Annotated in this window: 16 protein-coding genes; 5 read left to right on the top strand and 11 right to left on the bottom strand. The window is 66.7% G+C overall.

From position 1 onward, the window contains the following. Positions 1-62: 62 nt before the first annotated feature. The 3 genes from ASD55_RS06730 to ASD55_RS06720 form a co-directional block, all read right to left on the bottom strand. Positions 63-1,199 (bottom strand): MBL fold metallo-hydrolase, encoded by a 1,137-nt coding sequence (locus ASD55_RS06730; RefSeq protein WP_056764685.1) that lies wholly within the window; start codon positions 1,197-1,199, stop codon positions 63-65. Between the two features lie 82 nt (positions 1,200-1,281). Then, positions 1,282-2,106, bottom strand: coding sequence for a hypothetical protein (locus ASD55_RS06725; RefSeq protein WP_056718342.1), 825 nt, complete (start codon positions 2,104-2,106; stop codon positions 1,282-1,284). 162 nt (positions 2,107-2,268) lie between these two features. Beyond that, positions 2,269-2,766 carry a hypothetical protein gene (locus ASD55_RS06720; RefSeq protein ID WP_056764684.1) on the bottom strand — a complete coding sequence of 166 codons (498 nt, stop codon included), beginning with the start codon at positions 2,764-2,766 and terminating at the stop codon, positions 2,269-2,271. A gap of 181 nt (positions 2,767-2,947) precedes the next feature. Between ASD55_RS06720 and ASD55_RS06715 the strand changes: the two genes are divergently transcribed. From ASD55_RS06715 to ASD55_RS06705, 3 genes are all read left to right on the top strand, one after another. Then, the gene (locus ASD55_RS06715; protein WP_056764682.1) at positions 2,948-3,427 is read left to right on the top strand and encodes a VOC family protein; all 480 of its coding nucleotides are present in this window, start codon (positions 2,948-2,950) and stop codon (positions 3,425-3,427) included. 2 nt (positions 3,428-3,429) lie between these two features. Further along, entirely contained in the window at positions 3,430-4,653 is a 1,224-nt protein-coding gene (locus ASD55_RS06710) for a heparan-alpha-glucosaminide N-acetyltransferase domain-containing protein (RefSeq protein ID WP_056764680.1), read from the top strand. A gap of 69 nt (positions 4,654-4,722) precedes the next feature. After that, positions 4,723-5,376, top strand: a complete 654-nt coding sequence (locus tag ASD55_RS06705; protein ID WP_056764678.1) for a glutathione S-transferase family protein — start codon at positions 4,723-4,725, stop codon at positions 5,374-5,376. Between the two features lie 107 nt (positions 5,377-5,483). Here ASD55_RS06705 and ASD55_RS06700 read toward each other — a convergent pair whose 3' ends face one another. Next, on the bottom strand, positions 5,484-7,004 hold the full coding sequence (locus tag ASD55_RS06700) for a PLP-dependent aminotransferase family protein (RefSeq protein ID WP_235577745.1): 1,521 nt from the start codon (positions 7,002-7,004) through the stop codon (positions 5,484-5,486). A 127-nt stretch (positions 7,005-7,131) separates the two neighbouring features. Between ASD55_RS06700 and ASD55_RS06695 the strand changes: the two genes are divergently transcribed. Continuing rightward, positions 7,132-8,775, top strand: a complete 1,644-nt coding sequence (locus ASD55_RS06695) for an alpha/beta fold hydrolase (protein WP_056764673.1) — start codon at positions 7,132-7,134, stop codon at positions 8,773-8,775. A 225-nt stretch (positions 8,776-9,000) separates the two neighbouring features. On the opposite strand, the gene ASD55_RS06690 is transcribed toward ASD55_RS06695, so the two are convergent. Next, the gene (locus ASD55_RS06690; protein ID WP_056764671.1) at positions 9,001-9,396 is read right to left on the bottom strand and encodes a DOPA 4,5-dioxygenase family protein; all 396 of its coding nucleotides are present in this window, start codon (positions 9,394-9,396) and stop codon (positions 9,001-9,003) included. Between the two features lie 22 nt (positions 9,397-9,418). After that, a complete protein-coding gene (locus tag ASD55_RS06685) occupies positions 9,419-9,673 on the bottom strand; it encodes a 4-oxalocrotonate tautomerase (protein WP_082542680.1) in 255 nt (84 codons plus the stop codon). A 40-nt stretch (positions 9,674-9,713) separates the two neighbouring features. Between ASD55_RS06685 and ASD55_RS06680 the strand changes: the two genes are divergently transcribed. After that, complete coding sequence (locus tag ASD55_RS06680) at positions 9,714-10,613, top strand: LysR family transcriptional regulator (protein ID WP_056764669.1); 900 nt, start codon at positions 9,714-9,716, stop codon at positions 10,611-10,613. Positions 10,614-10,765: 152 nt separating this feature from the next. On the opposite strand, the gene ASD55_RS06675 is transcribed toward ASD55_RS06680, so the two are convergent. From ASD55_RS06675 to ASD55_RS06660, 5 genes are all read right to left on the bottom strand, one after another. After that, a complete protein-coding gene (locus ASD55_RS06675) occupies positions 10,766-11,803 on the bottom strand; it encodes an amidohydrolase family protein (protein ID WP_235577743.1) in 1,038 nt (345 codons plus the stop codon). 162 nt (positions 11,804-11,965) lie between these two features. Next, positions 11,966-12,196: a helix-turn-helix transcriptional regulator gene (locus ASD55_RS06670; protein ID WP_056718331.1), complete on the bottom strand. Its 231-nt coding sequence runs from the start codon at positions 12,194-12,196 to the stop codon at positions 11,966-11,968. Continuing rightward, complete coding sequence (locus ASD55_RS06665; RefSeq protein ID WP_056764665.1) at positions 12,196-12,702, bottom strand: DUF2975 domain-containing protein; 507 nt, start codon at positions 12,700-12,702, stop codon at positions 12,196-12,198. Before ASD55_RS06665 ends, ASD55_RS06670 begins: the two co-directional genes overlap by 1 nt. Next, positions 12,666-13,073, bottom strand: a complete 408-nt coding sequence (locus ASD55_RS18005) for a DUF1294 domain-containing protein (RefSeq protein WP_157598879.1) — start codon at positions 13,071-13,073, stop codon at positions 12,666-12,668. The genes ASD55_RS06665 and ASD55_RS18005 overlap by 37 nt, the downstream gene beginning before the upstream one ends. After that, a complete protein-coding gene (locus ASD55_RS06660; RefSeq protein WP_056764663.1) occupies positions 13,070-13,417 on the bottom strand; it encodes a cold shock domain-containing protein in 348 nt (115 codons plus the stop codon). Before ASD55_RS06660 ends, ASD55_RS18005 begins: the two co-directional genes overlap by 4 nt. Between the last annotated feature and the right edge of the window lie 24 nt (positions 13,418-13,441).

The following is a 13,441-nucleotide window of genomic DNA, read 5'->3' as shown; positions in this document are numbered from 1 at the left end:
TTTCACGGGCCACGCTCAAATAAAAGCGCGCGCCCTGACCTTGCTTTTTGCTGCCGCGGTGTTCAATCCAGTGGCCAAGGCAACTGGTCACCCAGCTGATCGGCGACGGCGGCTTCGGCGGGTTCCCGTTCCATCGAACGCCTGTTGCCGGCGGGTTTGCCGCCACGCCACCAAGGCTGCACTTCCCGGTGCTCGACGGGTTCGACCGGTTCGCCGAGACGCGGCAACAGCAGATCGGTGCCGCTCGGAGCGGCCAGTTTCAGCAGATCCTCGACGGGTTCGTCCCAGGCATGCGTGGCCAGCGCGAACGTGCCCCAGTGCACCGGCATCAGCACGCCGCCGCCAAGCAGGCGGTGAGCGGCCAGCGCGTTGGCGGGCCCCAGATGGATATCGCCCCAGGAAGGATGGAACGCACCGACTTCGAGCATCACCAGATCGAACGGACCGAGCCGGTCGCGGATGACTTCATACTCGGTGGTGAGCCCGGTGTCACCGCTGAAAAATACCCTATGCCGGTCGCCGGCCATGACCATCGATGACCACAAGGTCTGGTTGCGATCCTTCAGGCCGCGGCCGGAGAAATGCTGCGACGGCGCCGCGGTGATGGTGAGCCCGGTGCCCGGCACGCGATGGCTTTGCCACCAGACCAGTTCGGTGATGCGTGACGGCGCGATGCCCCAACTTTCGAGATGGGCGCCGACCCCAAGCGAGGTGACGAACGGAACCTTCGATTTCGCCAGCGCGCGGATCGTCGGATAGTCCAGGTGGTCGTAGTGGTCGTGCGAAATGACCACGGCGTCGATCGGCGGCAGATCGCGCAAGCCGATCGGTACCGGCTGGAAGCGCTTGGGCCCCAGCAGGGTGAAGGGCGAGGCCCGCTGCCCCCACACCGGATCGGTGAGCACTCGAAAGCCGTCGATCTCCAGCAATACGGTGGAGTGGCCCAGCCAGGTGGCCCGCAAGCTGCTGGCCGGCTTTCTCGCCCAGCCGCTGCGCGGGTCCTGCGCAGGCAGCGGCGCGGGTGGCGTGCGGCTCTCGTCGCCGCAGAAGAAATCCCGCAGCGTGGGCCGCGGCGCATCCGGATCGCGCAGTCCCGGCAGGACCGGATGGATGTTGCGCAGACGTTCGCCGTCCCACAGCGGCAGATCGTGCAGCCGTTCCAGCCGCTCGCCCTGCGGCGGCTTGCCAAAGGACTTCATGCGGCGTGCTCTTTCATCGCAGCCCTCTACGGTGGATCGTCAATGAGCCGTCGTGACAGGCACGATCCTGCCGCCGCACCGCTCAGAACGCCGGATGCGCCGGCCCGCTTTCCATGTGGAAGACCTGCCAGGTCTGCCGGCCCCAGTCGGTGGCGATTTTCCTGGCCTTGATGTAGCAGCCCTGCTTCCTGACCCAGGTCGCCGGATCGGTGCCGGCCTGGGCCTGGACCACGGCGCCGACGCGGGCAACGCCGAAGTCCCATTTCAGCACCGCTTCGTCATTGACCGCCTTGGCCAGCGGATCACCACGCTTCCAGCCGCTCGGCTTCTCGTGCGCCTGGATCGATTGCACGACGACACTCTCGAAGTCGGCCTTCGGCACCCAGTTGAGCACGATGAAGGTGGTGCGGGCCGTCTTCATGCCGGCCAGCGGATCCTCCACCGGCTTGCCCTGGACGATGCGGCTGGCCGCAAATGTGGTGACGAATCGCGGGCAGCTACATTGGGTGCAGGCACCGGCGCCGGGATGCCTGTTGAAGCGATGGCCGCAGCCGCAGAGGTCGGCGACGTTGCGATTGTCCGCCGTCGTCTTCATCTTCTGGTTCATCAAGCCATGCTCGGCCCGCTGCCAGTTTTCGCCGGCCTCCCGGGTCTTGCCCGAGTTCAGCCATTCGAAATACGCCTCGCGCTCGGTGCGCTCGCGATCCTTGGAGAACGTGGCCAGGTGCTTCTTGGAGAAATTCTTGTCGAAGCGGATCGTGTAGCGCTCGCCATCCCAGTCGCTGAGCACCCACTCCTCGTCTGCCGTGGCCACACGGCTCAATCGCTCCAGGCCGGTGGTCGATTCGATGTACTTCTCATAGGACAGCAGGTCCGCCGCCGTCCAGGTATCCGAATGCTCGTGCACCTTGCGCTCCCCGGTTCACTCCGAACCACGCTCTCAGGTGCGCAAGCATCGCGCGCGGCACAGCCGGCTGCAATGGGCTTTCGGCGGGACCTCGCGTGAGCCGGGGCCGCGTGCTGCGCACCGCGATGCAGTCGACTCCCCGGCGGTCAGGGCGCGCGGCGGTCAGTGCACGCTGGTCGCCGCGGGCGCGGGCGCCGTGGCCGGCGGCGCGGCCGCCGCCTGACCGGTGCCCGCGCATGCGCCGGGTGCCGCCGACTGGTTGCCGACCACCATGGTGCAGGTCCAGCTGATGGTGCGGCTGGGGTTGTCAGCGGCGGGTTCCACCGGCAGCAGGACCAGCACGGGGTCGGGCTTGATGCCGGTGTTTCGCGTGGTCAGCGTGATCCGGCCACCGTCCGCCAGTTCGATTTTGTCGACGTAGTCGCTGGGCGGCCCGGCGTTGTAGGCGAGGTCGCTCAGGGTGACATGAGCCAGGCCGCCCTTTGTCGTCGCCGCCTCCATGACCACCAGCTTGGGTGCATCGGTGGCCTTCATGGCCTCCTCGATATGGTCGCGGGCGACCCGGTCGTGCCACGCGGGGATGGCGAACGCCGCCACCACGACCAGGATCGCCAGGACGACCAGGATCGTGACCAGGGAAATGCCTCTGCTCGTCTGCATGGGGTTGCTCCCGTCCATCTCGTCACTGCCGGTGCCACGCCGGCGTCGACGCCAAAGATGCTGGCAAGGGTGTGTGCGCTCCATGAAGATGGTGTTGCGACGGCCCGATCCCGGTGTCGATCCGTCTGAACCTCGTTCGTCGCAACAAGGAAGCATCCCACCCCCAAGCCAGGAGAATCCCATGCTCGCCAAGAACACCATCTGCGTCTGGTACGACGGCGCCGCCCTGGAGGCCGCTACGTTCTACGCCAGGACCTTCCCGGACAGCTCGGTGGGGGCGATCCATCGCGCGCCAGGCGATTACCCCGCCGGCAAGCAGGGCGATGTGCTGATGGTCGACTTCACGGTCATGGGCATCCCCTGCGTGGGCCTGAATGGCGGGCCGGGCATGCTGCACAACGAGTCCTTCTCGTTCCAGGTGGCCACCGACGACCAGACTGAAACCGATCGCCTGTGGAACGCGATCATCGACAACGGCGGCCAGGCCAGCGCCTGCGGCTGGTGCAAGGACAAGTGGGGCGTTTCCTGGCAGATCAGCCCCCGCATGCTGATCGCTGCAGTCACCCACCCGGACCCTGCCGTTGCCCGGCGCGCGTTCGAGGCAATGATGAAGATGGGCAAGATCGACATCGCCGCGATCGAAGCCGCCGTGCGCGGCTGACCATGGCAACGACCATCACCACGATGCACAACGAAGGCCGGACGGCCTCCGGCAATCCTTCCGGCCGGTTCCGCATCGAATCGGTCGACCTGCTGCGCGGCATCATCATCGTCATCATGGCGCTGGACCACGTACACGATTTCTTCGGCGCGCCCGGTGCCAACCCCACCGATCTGGCCACCACCACGGCGCCGCTCTTCCTGACCCGCTGGATCACCCATTTCTGCGCGCCGGTGTTTTTCCTGCTCACCGGCACCGGCGCCCGGCTCGCGCTGCAGCGACTGTCGAAGAACGAGCTGTCGCGTTTCCTGCTCACGCGCGGCTTGTGGCTGCTGTTCCTCGAAGTGGTCGTGATGCGCTTCGCGCTGCAATTCAACCTCGACTACCAAGTGACCATCATCACCGTGCTGTGGGCGCTGGGCTGGTCGATGATCGTGCTGGCAGGGCTGATCCATCTGCCGGACCGGGCGATCGTGGCGTTCGGCGTGATCCTGGTGGCTGGCCACAACCTGCTGGACGGCATCCCGGCGACTGCCTTCGGTGCCTTCGCCCCCTTGTGGTCAGTGCTGCATGCGCCGGGCTTTCTGATCAACACCCCGCGGCACGTGGTGTTCATCGCCTATCCGCTGATTCCGTGGCTGGGTGTGACCGCGCTGGGTTACACGCTGGGACAGGCGTATCGCTGGAGCGACGAGCGTCGCCGCGCACTGCTGCTTCGATTCGGCACCGGACTCGTCGCGGGCTTCGTACTGCTGCGACTGCTGAACGTGTACGGCGACCCGCTCGCCTGGTCGATGCAGAAGTCGCCGCTGTGGACGCTGCTGTCCTTCCTCGACACCAACAAATACCCGCCGTCGCTGCTGTTCTTGCTGATGACGCTGGGCCCTGCCCTGCTGCTGTTGCGCGTGTTCGACGGTGGCGCTCCGCGCTGGCTGCGCCCCGCACTGATCATCGGCAAGGTGCCGCTGTTCTTCTACGTCCTGCACTTCTATCTGATCCACCTGCTGGCGGTGGTCGCCTGTTACCTGCGTTTCGGCAACGTCGACGGCATGTTCCGGTCGCCGGACCTGGGGCATTTTCCGTTCACCGCGCCGGCGGGCTGGGCCGCGAGCCTGCCCGTGATCTACCTGCTCTGGGTCATCGTCGTGCTTGCCCTGTATCCGTTGTGTCGCTGGTATGCCGACATCAAGCGGCGACGCAGGGACTGGTGGCTCAGCTATCTCTGAACATCATGAAGTTTTCCCGCCATCTACCCGTGACGCACACGGCGTCATGCGATACACAGGAGCCCCACCATGAATCCCACCATCACCGCCTTTGAATCGTCGCCCGATCGCGGCCGTGGCCTGGCCCGCGACATGCGCGTCCGCTGGGCGCTGGAAGAAGTCGGCCAGGCCTACGAGGTACGGCTGGTCTCGTTCGCGGCGATGAAACAGCCTGCGCATCTGGCGCTGCACCCGTTCGGGCAGATCCCCACCTATGAAGAAGGCGAGCTCGCCCTGTTCGAGTCGGGCGCCATCGTGTTCCACCTCGCGCAGACGCGCCCGGGCCTGCTGCCGGGCGAGGCGAATGCCCGCGCACGCGCGATCACCTGGATGTTCGCCGCACTGAACACGGTGGAGCCGCCGCTGGTCGAGTTCAGCATGGCCAAGGTATTCGAATGCAACAAGCCCTGGTACGAGCAACGCCAGCCGATGCTCGAGGAGCGGGTGCGCAAGACACTGGGCCTGCTGTCCAGCCGCCTTGGCGAGGCCGACTGGCTCGACGGCGCGTTCAGCGCGGGCGACCTGATGATGGTGGGCGTGCTGTTCCGGGCGAAGCCCACGGGAATACTGGACGACTACCCGAATCTCGCCGCCTACGTGGCACGCGCCGAAGCACGGCCTGCGTTCAGGCAGGCGTTTGCAGCGCAATTGGCCGTGTTCGAGAACAGCCGCGCGGCGGGCTGACCGTCATTCGTCCTGGCTCCCCGCGCAACACGCAGTGGGGCCGTAGATCCCCGGCGTTGCGCAGGATGAAGCAGCCATCGGGAAGCGCTCGGGCTCCCGCTGCCCCGTCAGGCACTGGCCAGTTCGATCCGCCGGTTTCGCTTCGGCGACATGGCGAATTTTTCCCCGACCGCCAGGCAGGCCTCGGCGAGCCGTGCCCCGGCCCGCTTGAGGGCCGACTCGGACACCCCGGCGTAGCTAAGCACCAGGGTCACGTGATCGGGCGGCGTCCGATGGAAGCACTCGGCGGAACGGATGTGTACGCCGCGCGCCAGCGCCTCGGCCAGCAATGCCGCGGTGGCATGGCGTGGCAACCGGGGCAAGTGCACGAAAAGCGATCCTCCCGCCACCGCGTCGGTCACCGTCATCGCGTCGCCGAGACGTGCATGCAGGGCTGCGTGCAGCGCCCGATGGCGGGGCGCCAGGCGGTGGGCGATGCGTCGCAGATCGCGCAGGTACTGGCCGCTGTTGATGCACGCCGCAAGCACGTGCTGCTGCATCGATACGCTGCCGCGATCGGCCAGCCACTTGACCGCCAGGAACCGCTCGCGCAGCTGGCGTGGCACCAGCATGTAGCCCAGTTGCAAGGCGGGAAACATCGAGCGGGCGAAGCTGCTGACGTGGATGACCCGGCCATGCCGGTCCAGCGACCACAACGACGGGGCCGTGCGCACACCGAAACGGTGTTCGCAATCGAAATCATCCTCGACCAGCACGGCGTCGTGGGTGCAGGCCCAATGCAGCAGTGCCCGGCGTCGATCCTCGGGCATGACCACGCCGGTCGGGAACTGGAATGACGGCGACAGGTTGACCAGTCGCACCCCATCCAGCGCCGCGGCATGGCGGTCGATGTCCACGCCGTGCGGGCCGACGGGACACGGCACGATCCGCGCGCCCATCGCCTCGAAGGTGTGGCGCACGCTCCAGTGACAGGGCTCCTCCACGCCAACACCGTCGTCTTCGTCGAGCAGAACGCGGGCGATCAGATCGCGTGCCTGCTGGGCGCCGCTGACGATCAGGATGTCGTCCGGGTCGACCTCGATCGCCCGCTCGACATTCAAATAGCTGGCCACCGCCTCGCGCAATTCGATGGCACCCTGCAGTTCGGGGAAGTCGGGTGTGTCGCGACGACGCAGCAGCGCCACCAGATTCTGTTTCCACGCCTTGAGGCTGCGCGGATCGGACTTCACGCGCGGCTGCGCCAGATCGACCAGCCCTCCTTCGATCACGCCTGTGTCAAGCGCCGGCGGATTCCTCTCGGGCGTGGCTGGCAGCACGGCGCGCCGGGCCAGGCGGGACAGCCGGGGCTCTCCCGGCGCCGCGACCAACTCGTCGAGCGGCGCGCCGCCGGCGGATGCATCGATGCGACGCGCACTCACGTAAGTGCCGCTGCCCGAGCGTGACTCCAGGTAGCCCTCGCTTTCCAGCTGGTCATAAGCCATCAGGACCACCGTGCGGGAAACACCCAGGGCGACGGTCATCGAGCGGGTGCCGGGCAGGCACGCGCCTGCCTGGAAACGACCGGCATCGATATCGCGCCGGATCGACTCGGCGATCCGGACATACATCGGCTTGTCGTCTTGCCGCATGTTCGCCATCCATGCTCCCCGGGGCGGCTCGAAGTGGTTACATCGAAAAAGCGGGCGACCGGTCATTTACGCCCCCGCCAACCCTGCAGATCATCATGCCATGGCCACTGACCGGGGAAGCATCACGATGAAGTTGTTCAAGTTGTCCGCACGCAAGCTGGCGGTGTTGATCGGTTGCGTAGCGTGCTCGGGGCTGGCGAATGCCAGGGCTACGGACGATCACTCGACCGATCCGGCCTACGCCAGGTACTACCAGCAGGCGGTGAACTGGGGCGGCTGCCCGCTCTCGTTGTTCACCGATGGAAGCACGATCCAGTGTGCCCTGATCACCGTGCCGATCGACTGGGCCGATCCGAGCCAGGGCGACATCACCATCGGCATTTCCCGGCCGCTGCATTCACCGCCTGGCGCACGCCTGCTGCTGGTCAACGCCGGCGGCCCGGACAACTCCAGCGCTTCGCAGGCGGAGATGCTCGAGCAGTTGCAGCCGCAAGTCCAGGCCAATCACCTGGTGGTCGGCGTCGACCTGCGCGGCATCACCGATGGCCTGGGTACCCAGGTGAGCTGCGACTACGCACCGCGCAGCGGCGCCGAGAATTTCATGGACGGCGACAGCCGCAATCCCACGGCCGCCAGCGTGCAGGCACAGCAGGACTGGTGGCATCGTTCGATCAGCGCCTGCCTGCAACAGCACGCCGCCTTCCTCAAGAGCATCAACACGCCCAACCACGCCCGCGACCTGAACCTGGTGCGTGCCGTGCTGGGTTTCCCCCGCGCCGACCTGCTCGGCGTGTCCAGCGGCAGCAGCCTGATGGCGTATGCCAACCGCCTGTTTCCCGACCGCTTCGAGCGCGTGGTGCTCGACAGCAACATGAACTGGCTGCACCTGGACTGGCAGCAGCAGGACCTGAAGCGGATGTCGATGGATCAGCTGAATGTGCAACAGGCATTCATTCCCTTCGTGGCGCGGCACGACGACCAGTTCCACATGGGCACGACGCCGCAGCAGGTGATGACCACCTTCCAGCGGATCTACCAGGCCGCCTCGCAGCACCGCATGGGCAGCGTGACGCCGGACCAGGCGCTGGCTTCGCTGGATGGCACCGGCATGTGGGTGTTCTGGGATCTGCTGGTGTCGCCGTCGCTGAGCGCGATGTCGCAGGCGCTGGATGGCGATCCGGCCCACATCGCCGCCGCCGAACAGATGGGGGCGATGACCTCGGTCGACCTGCGCAGCCAGCCCGGCTTCAACCCGATGGCCGATGTCCTGCAATGCAACGACTCCGGCTCCACCGATACGCGCAGCATCGCCCGCAAGATCGCGGACGTCCGCACCCACTGGGCCATCGGCGCCTCCACCCTGATCGACAAGTGCCAGCACTGGCCGTGGCAGCCGGCGCTCGACCGCCAGCTGGAATCGCGCACCAGGGTGCATGCCCTGATGGTGCAGAACGAATTCGATCCGTCCACGCCCTACTCCGAGGCGCTCAAGGATCGCCTCCTGGATGGCCCCGCCGCGCGGATGGTGCTGGTCAACAACGCCACCACCCACGGCGTGATGTTCGACGACAACACCTGCACCACCAACGCGGAATTCGCCTATCTGAGCTCCGGCGACATGCCTGCCCGCGACGTGGTCTGCCAGGCCAAACCCATGCACTCCTTCGCCATGCAGGACACCACGACCTACGAGTACGGCTACCCCGCCGCCGGCTGGTGGCTGCCGCCCCCGCCGAACACGCATCAGGCGAACTGGCTGCTGGTGCCCTGAGGTTGCGACTTCACAGCCTCGAAGCCGGAGACGGCAAGACAATGGATGGGGAGGGCATGGATGCCCGGGTCGAGGCAACGCAGAGCCGTTGCCCCCCCGAATCGAGGCGAGGCAGACACCGTTGTTCATCGCCCACCTGAAAACTGTCCCGGTGATCCGCCGTGGCGGGATCGGGCGAAAGTTTCCGGGGATGCAGGCACGACGACTGCCAAACGTTCCCCGGCCTCAGAAGTCCGACCTGGCGAAACGCGCGACACCCTGGTTGATGCCCGGCGGATCGAGCGTGCTCAGGTCGAGTTCGATCGGCGTGCCGATCCAGTGCGCCAGCGTCGTGTGGTCGGCCAGGTCGTCATCGGTGAGCGGATGGACCAGCGCGGTCAGGCCGGAGGCTTCGATCAGCCTGAGGATGGCCGGCAGTGCTTCTCCGGTGTAGTGGATCTCGAACTGCGGGATCGGATGCGGGCCGGCCTTGCCGTCCTTGAGCTGGCCGACGAAGAGCAGCCGGGGGATCGCACCCGAGTCCATGCGATCGATCAGGTCACGCCGCATGGCCTCGACCGCGGCACGCGTTGCGGGCGTGCAGTAGATGTGCGCGTGCCAGGGCGCTTCGTGTTCGCTCATGTCGATCCTCCGCTCGCCGGCCTCACGCATCCGCCATCAACTTGCCGGCCTTGGCCCAGCCGTCGCGCGGCACTTCGCTGATCAGAATATCCACGCTTTCCGGCGGACAGGCCAGCGTCTCGGCGGTGGCGCGGGTCACTTCGCGCACGAAGGCGCGCTTCTGTTCCACGGTGCGGCCGGGAAGCATTTCGAGGTGCAAGGTGGGCATGGTGTTCTCCGATGAGGCCCCGGATCGAGGCGGCGCCATGGTGCGCCCTGCTTGCAACTTGATAAACATGCCATGATTTGACCCATTTCAAACCCGCAGGTTGTCAATCATGAACAAGCTGGCCGGCATGGAGATGTTCGTCCGGGTGGTGGAAAGCGGCAGCTTCACTGCCGCCGCCGAGCTCAGCCGGGTCTCGCCCACCATGGTCGCCAAGCACGTGCGCGCCATCGAGGATCGACTGGGCGCACGCCTGCTCCACCGCACCACCCGCCGGCAACAGCTCTCCGACGTGGGCCGGCTTTACTACGAGCGCTGCAAGCAGGCGCTGGCCGACGTGGAACTGGCCGAGGCCAGCGCGTCGGAATTGCAATCCAGCCCGCGCGGCCGCCTGCGGCTGGTGTCGCCGGTGAGTTTCGGCAGCCACAGCCTGGTGCCGGCACTGGGCGAATACATGGCGCGCTATCCCGAAGTCGGCGTCGAACTGACGCTGGACAATGGTCGTCCCAGCCTCGTCGATGAAGGCTTCGAGCTGGGCATCCACATTGGCGACATCAACGAGCCCGGCCTGGTCGCCCGCCCGCTGCAGCCCTATCGTCGACGCCTGGCCGCGGCACCGGCCTACCTGGCGCGACATGGCCAGCTCGATCATCCGCAGCAACTGGCTGCGCACGAATGCCTGGGCCTGTCGTACTGGCGGCGGCACGACCTCTGGCGACTGGTCGGGCCCGGCGGAGCCACCTGCAACGTGGCCGTGCGGGGCCGCTTCACGGCGAACCAGGGCGATGCCCTGCGCATCGCCGCGCTGAACGGCATCGGCATCGTGCTCCAGCCCGAGGCGGTGCTGGCCGATGACCTGGCCTCCGGGCGCCTGTTGCCGGTGTTGCCCGAGTGGTCGCTGGCGCCCTCGCCGATGTACCTGATCTATCCGCAGAACCTGCATCCCACCGCCAAGCTGCGCACCGTCATCGACTTCCTGATCGAGCGCTTCGGCCCGTCGCCGAAGCAATGACGGGATGCCTGCGTAGTCTGCTGCATCCGTTCCCTTGCATCGCGTGCAGCTCCGTTCGTCTGGTCCCCTGAACCGCCGAATACGCTTTCAGCCAGGAGGGCCAGCGACGATTCGCATCGAATCGGGCCTCTGGCCATTGTTCGCCGGCGTCTTCAGCGCTTCGCGTACGGCGCCACCTGGCTGCGCAGGGTTTTCCATTCCGTCGCGGTCAGCGGCAGCTCCGGGTATCGGCGGCTGTAGTAGTCGGCAAGGTCGCCGCTGAACGGCCAGTCCGAAGCAGGCAGGAAATGGCGGAGCCCGATGCGCCGGATCAGCGCCACCAGCGCCTGCTTGTCGGCGGGGCTGCTGTTGTCCCTCCACACGTCGGCAAGATCGAACCAGACGTGCCTGAATCTTTCGGGGTGTTTGTCGAAAGCATCGGCAAACGCGCCCAGCGCGGACAGCGTGGCCTGGTCCAGCCCGCCCCAACCTCCCGCGTGGGCAATCTGCACCGGCGTATCGCCGGCAGCGGGAAGTACGTCAGCCAGGAATCGCTGCACGTCGCGCGCGCCGTAGTCCATGGTTGCGGTGCGCAGATGGATCATGATCGCCAGCCGGGCATCGGCCGCCGCGTGGAACACCGCCCTCAACGCCGCCAGGTCGCGGTCGCGTCGAAGGCTCACCCCGGACGCCGTGAGGTGGAGTTTGATGCCGGTCACGTCGGGGTTGCTGCGCCAGCGCATGATCTCCGGCAGGGCGTCGGGCCTGAGCGGATCGATGGCCACGAAGGCGCCCAGGCGACCACCGGATTCGCGCGCAAGATTCACGGTCCAGTCGTTGGCGGCGCGCAGCAGCGCCGCGGCGTCGGCGCGTTGCGGCACCATCATCGGGCTCTCGGCCAGGTAGCCCGTCGACATCACCAGCGCGCGCCGGACACCGGCACGATCCATCGCCTTCAGCAAGTCGTCGGGCGTCAGCGGCGCGGTGATGGCCGGATCGCAGCCGCCATAACGCTCGACGCTCTTGCAGTAGCCCGGCAGAAAGTCGCGGATCGCCGGCGAGTTCAGGTGCACATGATGGTCGACGCGCACCGGCACCAGGCGATCCCGCACCGGCATCGCGCCGCAGGCGGTCAGCGCCAGGGCCAACGCCGCCACGCAAGGCAGCATCAGCACCGACGTGACTGCAGACCTTCCGACAGGAAAATGCACGTTGCCTCCCGACCTTCGCCGTTCGTTTGACCATGTCGCCCGCACGACATGCGCTGCGTTCGATGCTGTCCATCATCAAACGCCGTGTCCGTGTCTGCAATCGCGACCCGCTCGGCGCCGGCCGATCCGCCGGATCACAGCCGCTGGTCGACGCGAACGCTTTCACTGCTGCTGCGGCAGGGGCGCGGCATCCGGTTCCCAGCGCAGCAGGTCGCCCGGCTGGCAGTCCAGCGCCTGGCACAGCGCATCCAGGGTGGCCAGGCGAACAGCCTTGGCCCGTCCGTTCTTCAACACCGCCAGGTTCGCGGGCGTGATGCCGATGCGTTCGGCCAGCGTGCCGACGGCCATCTTGCGCCGGGCCAGCATGACGTCGATGTCCACCACGATGGCCATCAAATCACCTCGTCCAGTTCGGACTGCAGATGCCTGGCCTGGGAATCCAGCGCCACCGCCTGCTTGAGCAGCATCCGCAGCACCAGCACGATCAGCGCCACGCCGCCGATCACCAGCGAGGCGCCGCAGACCATCGCCACCAGGCCGGGGGCGATTTCGTCGCCCGGCGTGGTCCGGTTGCTGTGCGCGGCCACCACCGCGATGCCGAAGGTCAGCACCGAGGCCGCCGCGATCGCGCCGATCACGATGTCGACGTAACGGAATGCCGCCAGCGAAAACACCGTGCCTCGCCGGACCATGGTCAGCAGTCGCCAGATGCACACCGCGGTCACCTGCATCGTCAACACGCCCAGGATCACGATCACCACCAGCGGAATCCGCACGTCCGCCCGCGCCGATTCCAGGTCCTGCCACAACAGCGGTGCGATCACCCCCTGCACCACCAGCGAACCCGCCAGGGCGATCGCGATCACGACCCGCAACGCCAGCACCGCAAGATTCCCCATCGCCGCTCTCCACTTATCGTCTGGAGATCGCAATATATCGTAAAACGATAGATTTGCAATGACAGGCGATGCATCCAACTATTCTTGGCAGCCGCCGTCACCCTGCAAGCGATCGAAGCAGGTCGGCTGCGAAGCCGGATTTGATCAGCCAGGCACAGCCCGCCAGATTCACCGCAACGGTCACCCAGAAAGCGAAATGAAAAGTGCGCTTCCGTCTTGTGGCGGAACTGTTGCTGGGCAATCAACGCGCCCGGCCAGCCGCCGATGAGGTCGACCAGATGCAGATGGCTTTCCGGCGTGCGGCTACGGCGGCGACCCTCTTGCGCCGCGGACTTGTCCGCCCGGTACATCAGGCATGACAGCAGACTCATGCCGAGGTAGACCCCGAGCAGCACGAGCGGACACCCACCGCCCAGGCGACCGTGCCGATCGCGAGCGAGCCGACCCCGAGCGCGGCGCGCGGCATGCGCGGTTGCCGCGGGGACGGCCGAGCCACGGCTGCCTTTGCTCCGGCATGGCGGATCTGTTGCGCGTTGCTGCGTCCGCGTTCATCGACGACGGGCAGGTACGAAATGAGATCGCCCGCCGCGGGTCGACGCGCGCCTGGCGGAAACTGGCTGATGTGCACAAACGTGCGCGTGCCGCCGCCGTTCGGCACGACGAAGCCGAACCCCTTGTCGTCGTTCCACTCCGTGATCCGACCTGCAAATCGCATGGCTGCCTCCGTCAGCGAGGAATG

Source organism: Rhodanobacter sp. Root561 (assembly GCF_001427365.1).
Classification (GTDB): Bacteria; Pseudomonadota; Gammaproteobacteria; order Xanthomonadales; family Rhodanobacteraceae; genus Rhodanobacter.
The sequence above is the reverse complement of the archived record's forward strand: the minus strand, read 5'-3'. Positions and strand labels throughout refer to the sequence as shown.

Excerpts from the sequence above, each read along its gene's own strand:
- ASD55_RS06730 (WP_056764685.1), bottom strand. The coding sequence starts at position 1,199 with ATGAAGTCCTTTGGCAAGCCGCCGCAGGGCGAGCGGCTGGAACGGCTG.
- ASD55_RS06720 (WP_056764684.1), bottom strand. The coding sequence starts at position 2,766 with ATGCAGACGAGCAGAGGCATTTCCCTGGTCACGATCCTGGTCGTCCTG.
- ASD55_RS06715 (WP_056764682.1), top strand. The coding sequence starts at position 2,948 with ATGCTCGCCAAGAACACCATCTGCGTCTGGTACGACGGCGCCGCCCTG.
- ASD55_RS06710 (WP_056764680.1), top strand. The coding sequence starts at position 3,430 with ATGGCAACGACCATCACCACGATGCACAACGAAGGCCGGACGGCCTCC.
- ASD55_RS06705 (WP_056764678.1), top strand. The coding sequence starts at position 4,723 with ATGAATCCCACCATCACCGCCTTTGAATCGTCGCCCGATCGCGGCCGT.
- ASD55_RS06700 (WP_235577745.1), bottom strand. The coding sequence starts at position 7,004 with ATGCGGCAAGACGACAAGCCGATGTATGTCCGGATCGCCGAGTCGATC.
- ASD55_RS06695 (WP_056764673.1), top strand. The coding sequence starts at position 7,132 with ATGAAGTTGTTCAAGTTGTCCGCACGCAAGCTGGCGGTGTTGATCGGT.
- ASD55_RS06690 (WP_056764671.1), bottom strand. The coding sequence starts at position 9,396 with ATGAGCGAACACGAAGCGCCCTGGCACGCGCACATCTACTGCACGCCC.
- ASD55_RS06685 (WP_082542680.1), bottom strand. The coding sequence starts at position 9,673 with ATGTTTATCAAGTTGCAAGCAGGGCGCACCATGGCGCCGCCTCGATCC.
- ASD55_RS06680 (WP_056764669.1), top strand. The coding sequence starts at position 9,714 with ATGAACAAGCTGGCCGGCATGGAGATGTTCGTCCGGGTGGTGGAAAGC.
- ASD55_RS06670 (WP_056718331.1), bottom strand. The coding sequence starts at position 12,196 with ATGGCCATCGTGGTGGACATCGACGTCATGCTGGCCCGGCGCAAGATG.
- ASD55_RS06665 (WP_056764665.1), bottom strand. The coding sequence starts at position 12,702 with ATGGGGAATCTTGCGGTGCTGGCGTTGCGGGTCGTGATCGCGATCGCC.
- ASD55_RS18005 (WP_157598879.1), bottom strand. The coding sequence starts at position 13,073 with ATGAGTCTGCTGTCATGCCTGATGTACCGGGCGGACAAGTCCGCGGCG.
- ASD55_RS06660 (WP_056764663.1), bottom strand. The coding sequence starts at position 13,417 with ATGCGATTTGCAGGTCGGATCACGGAGTGGAACGACGACAAGGGGTTC.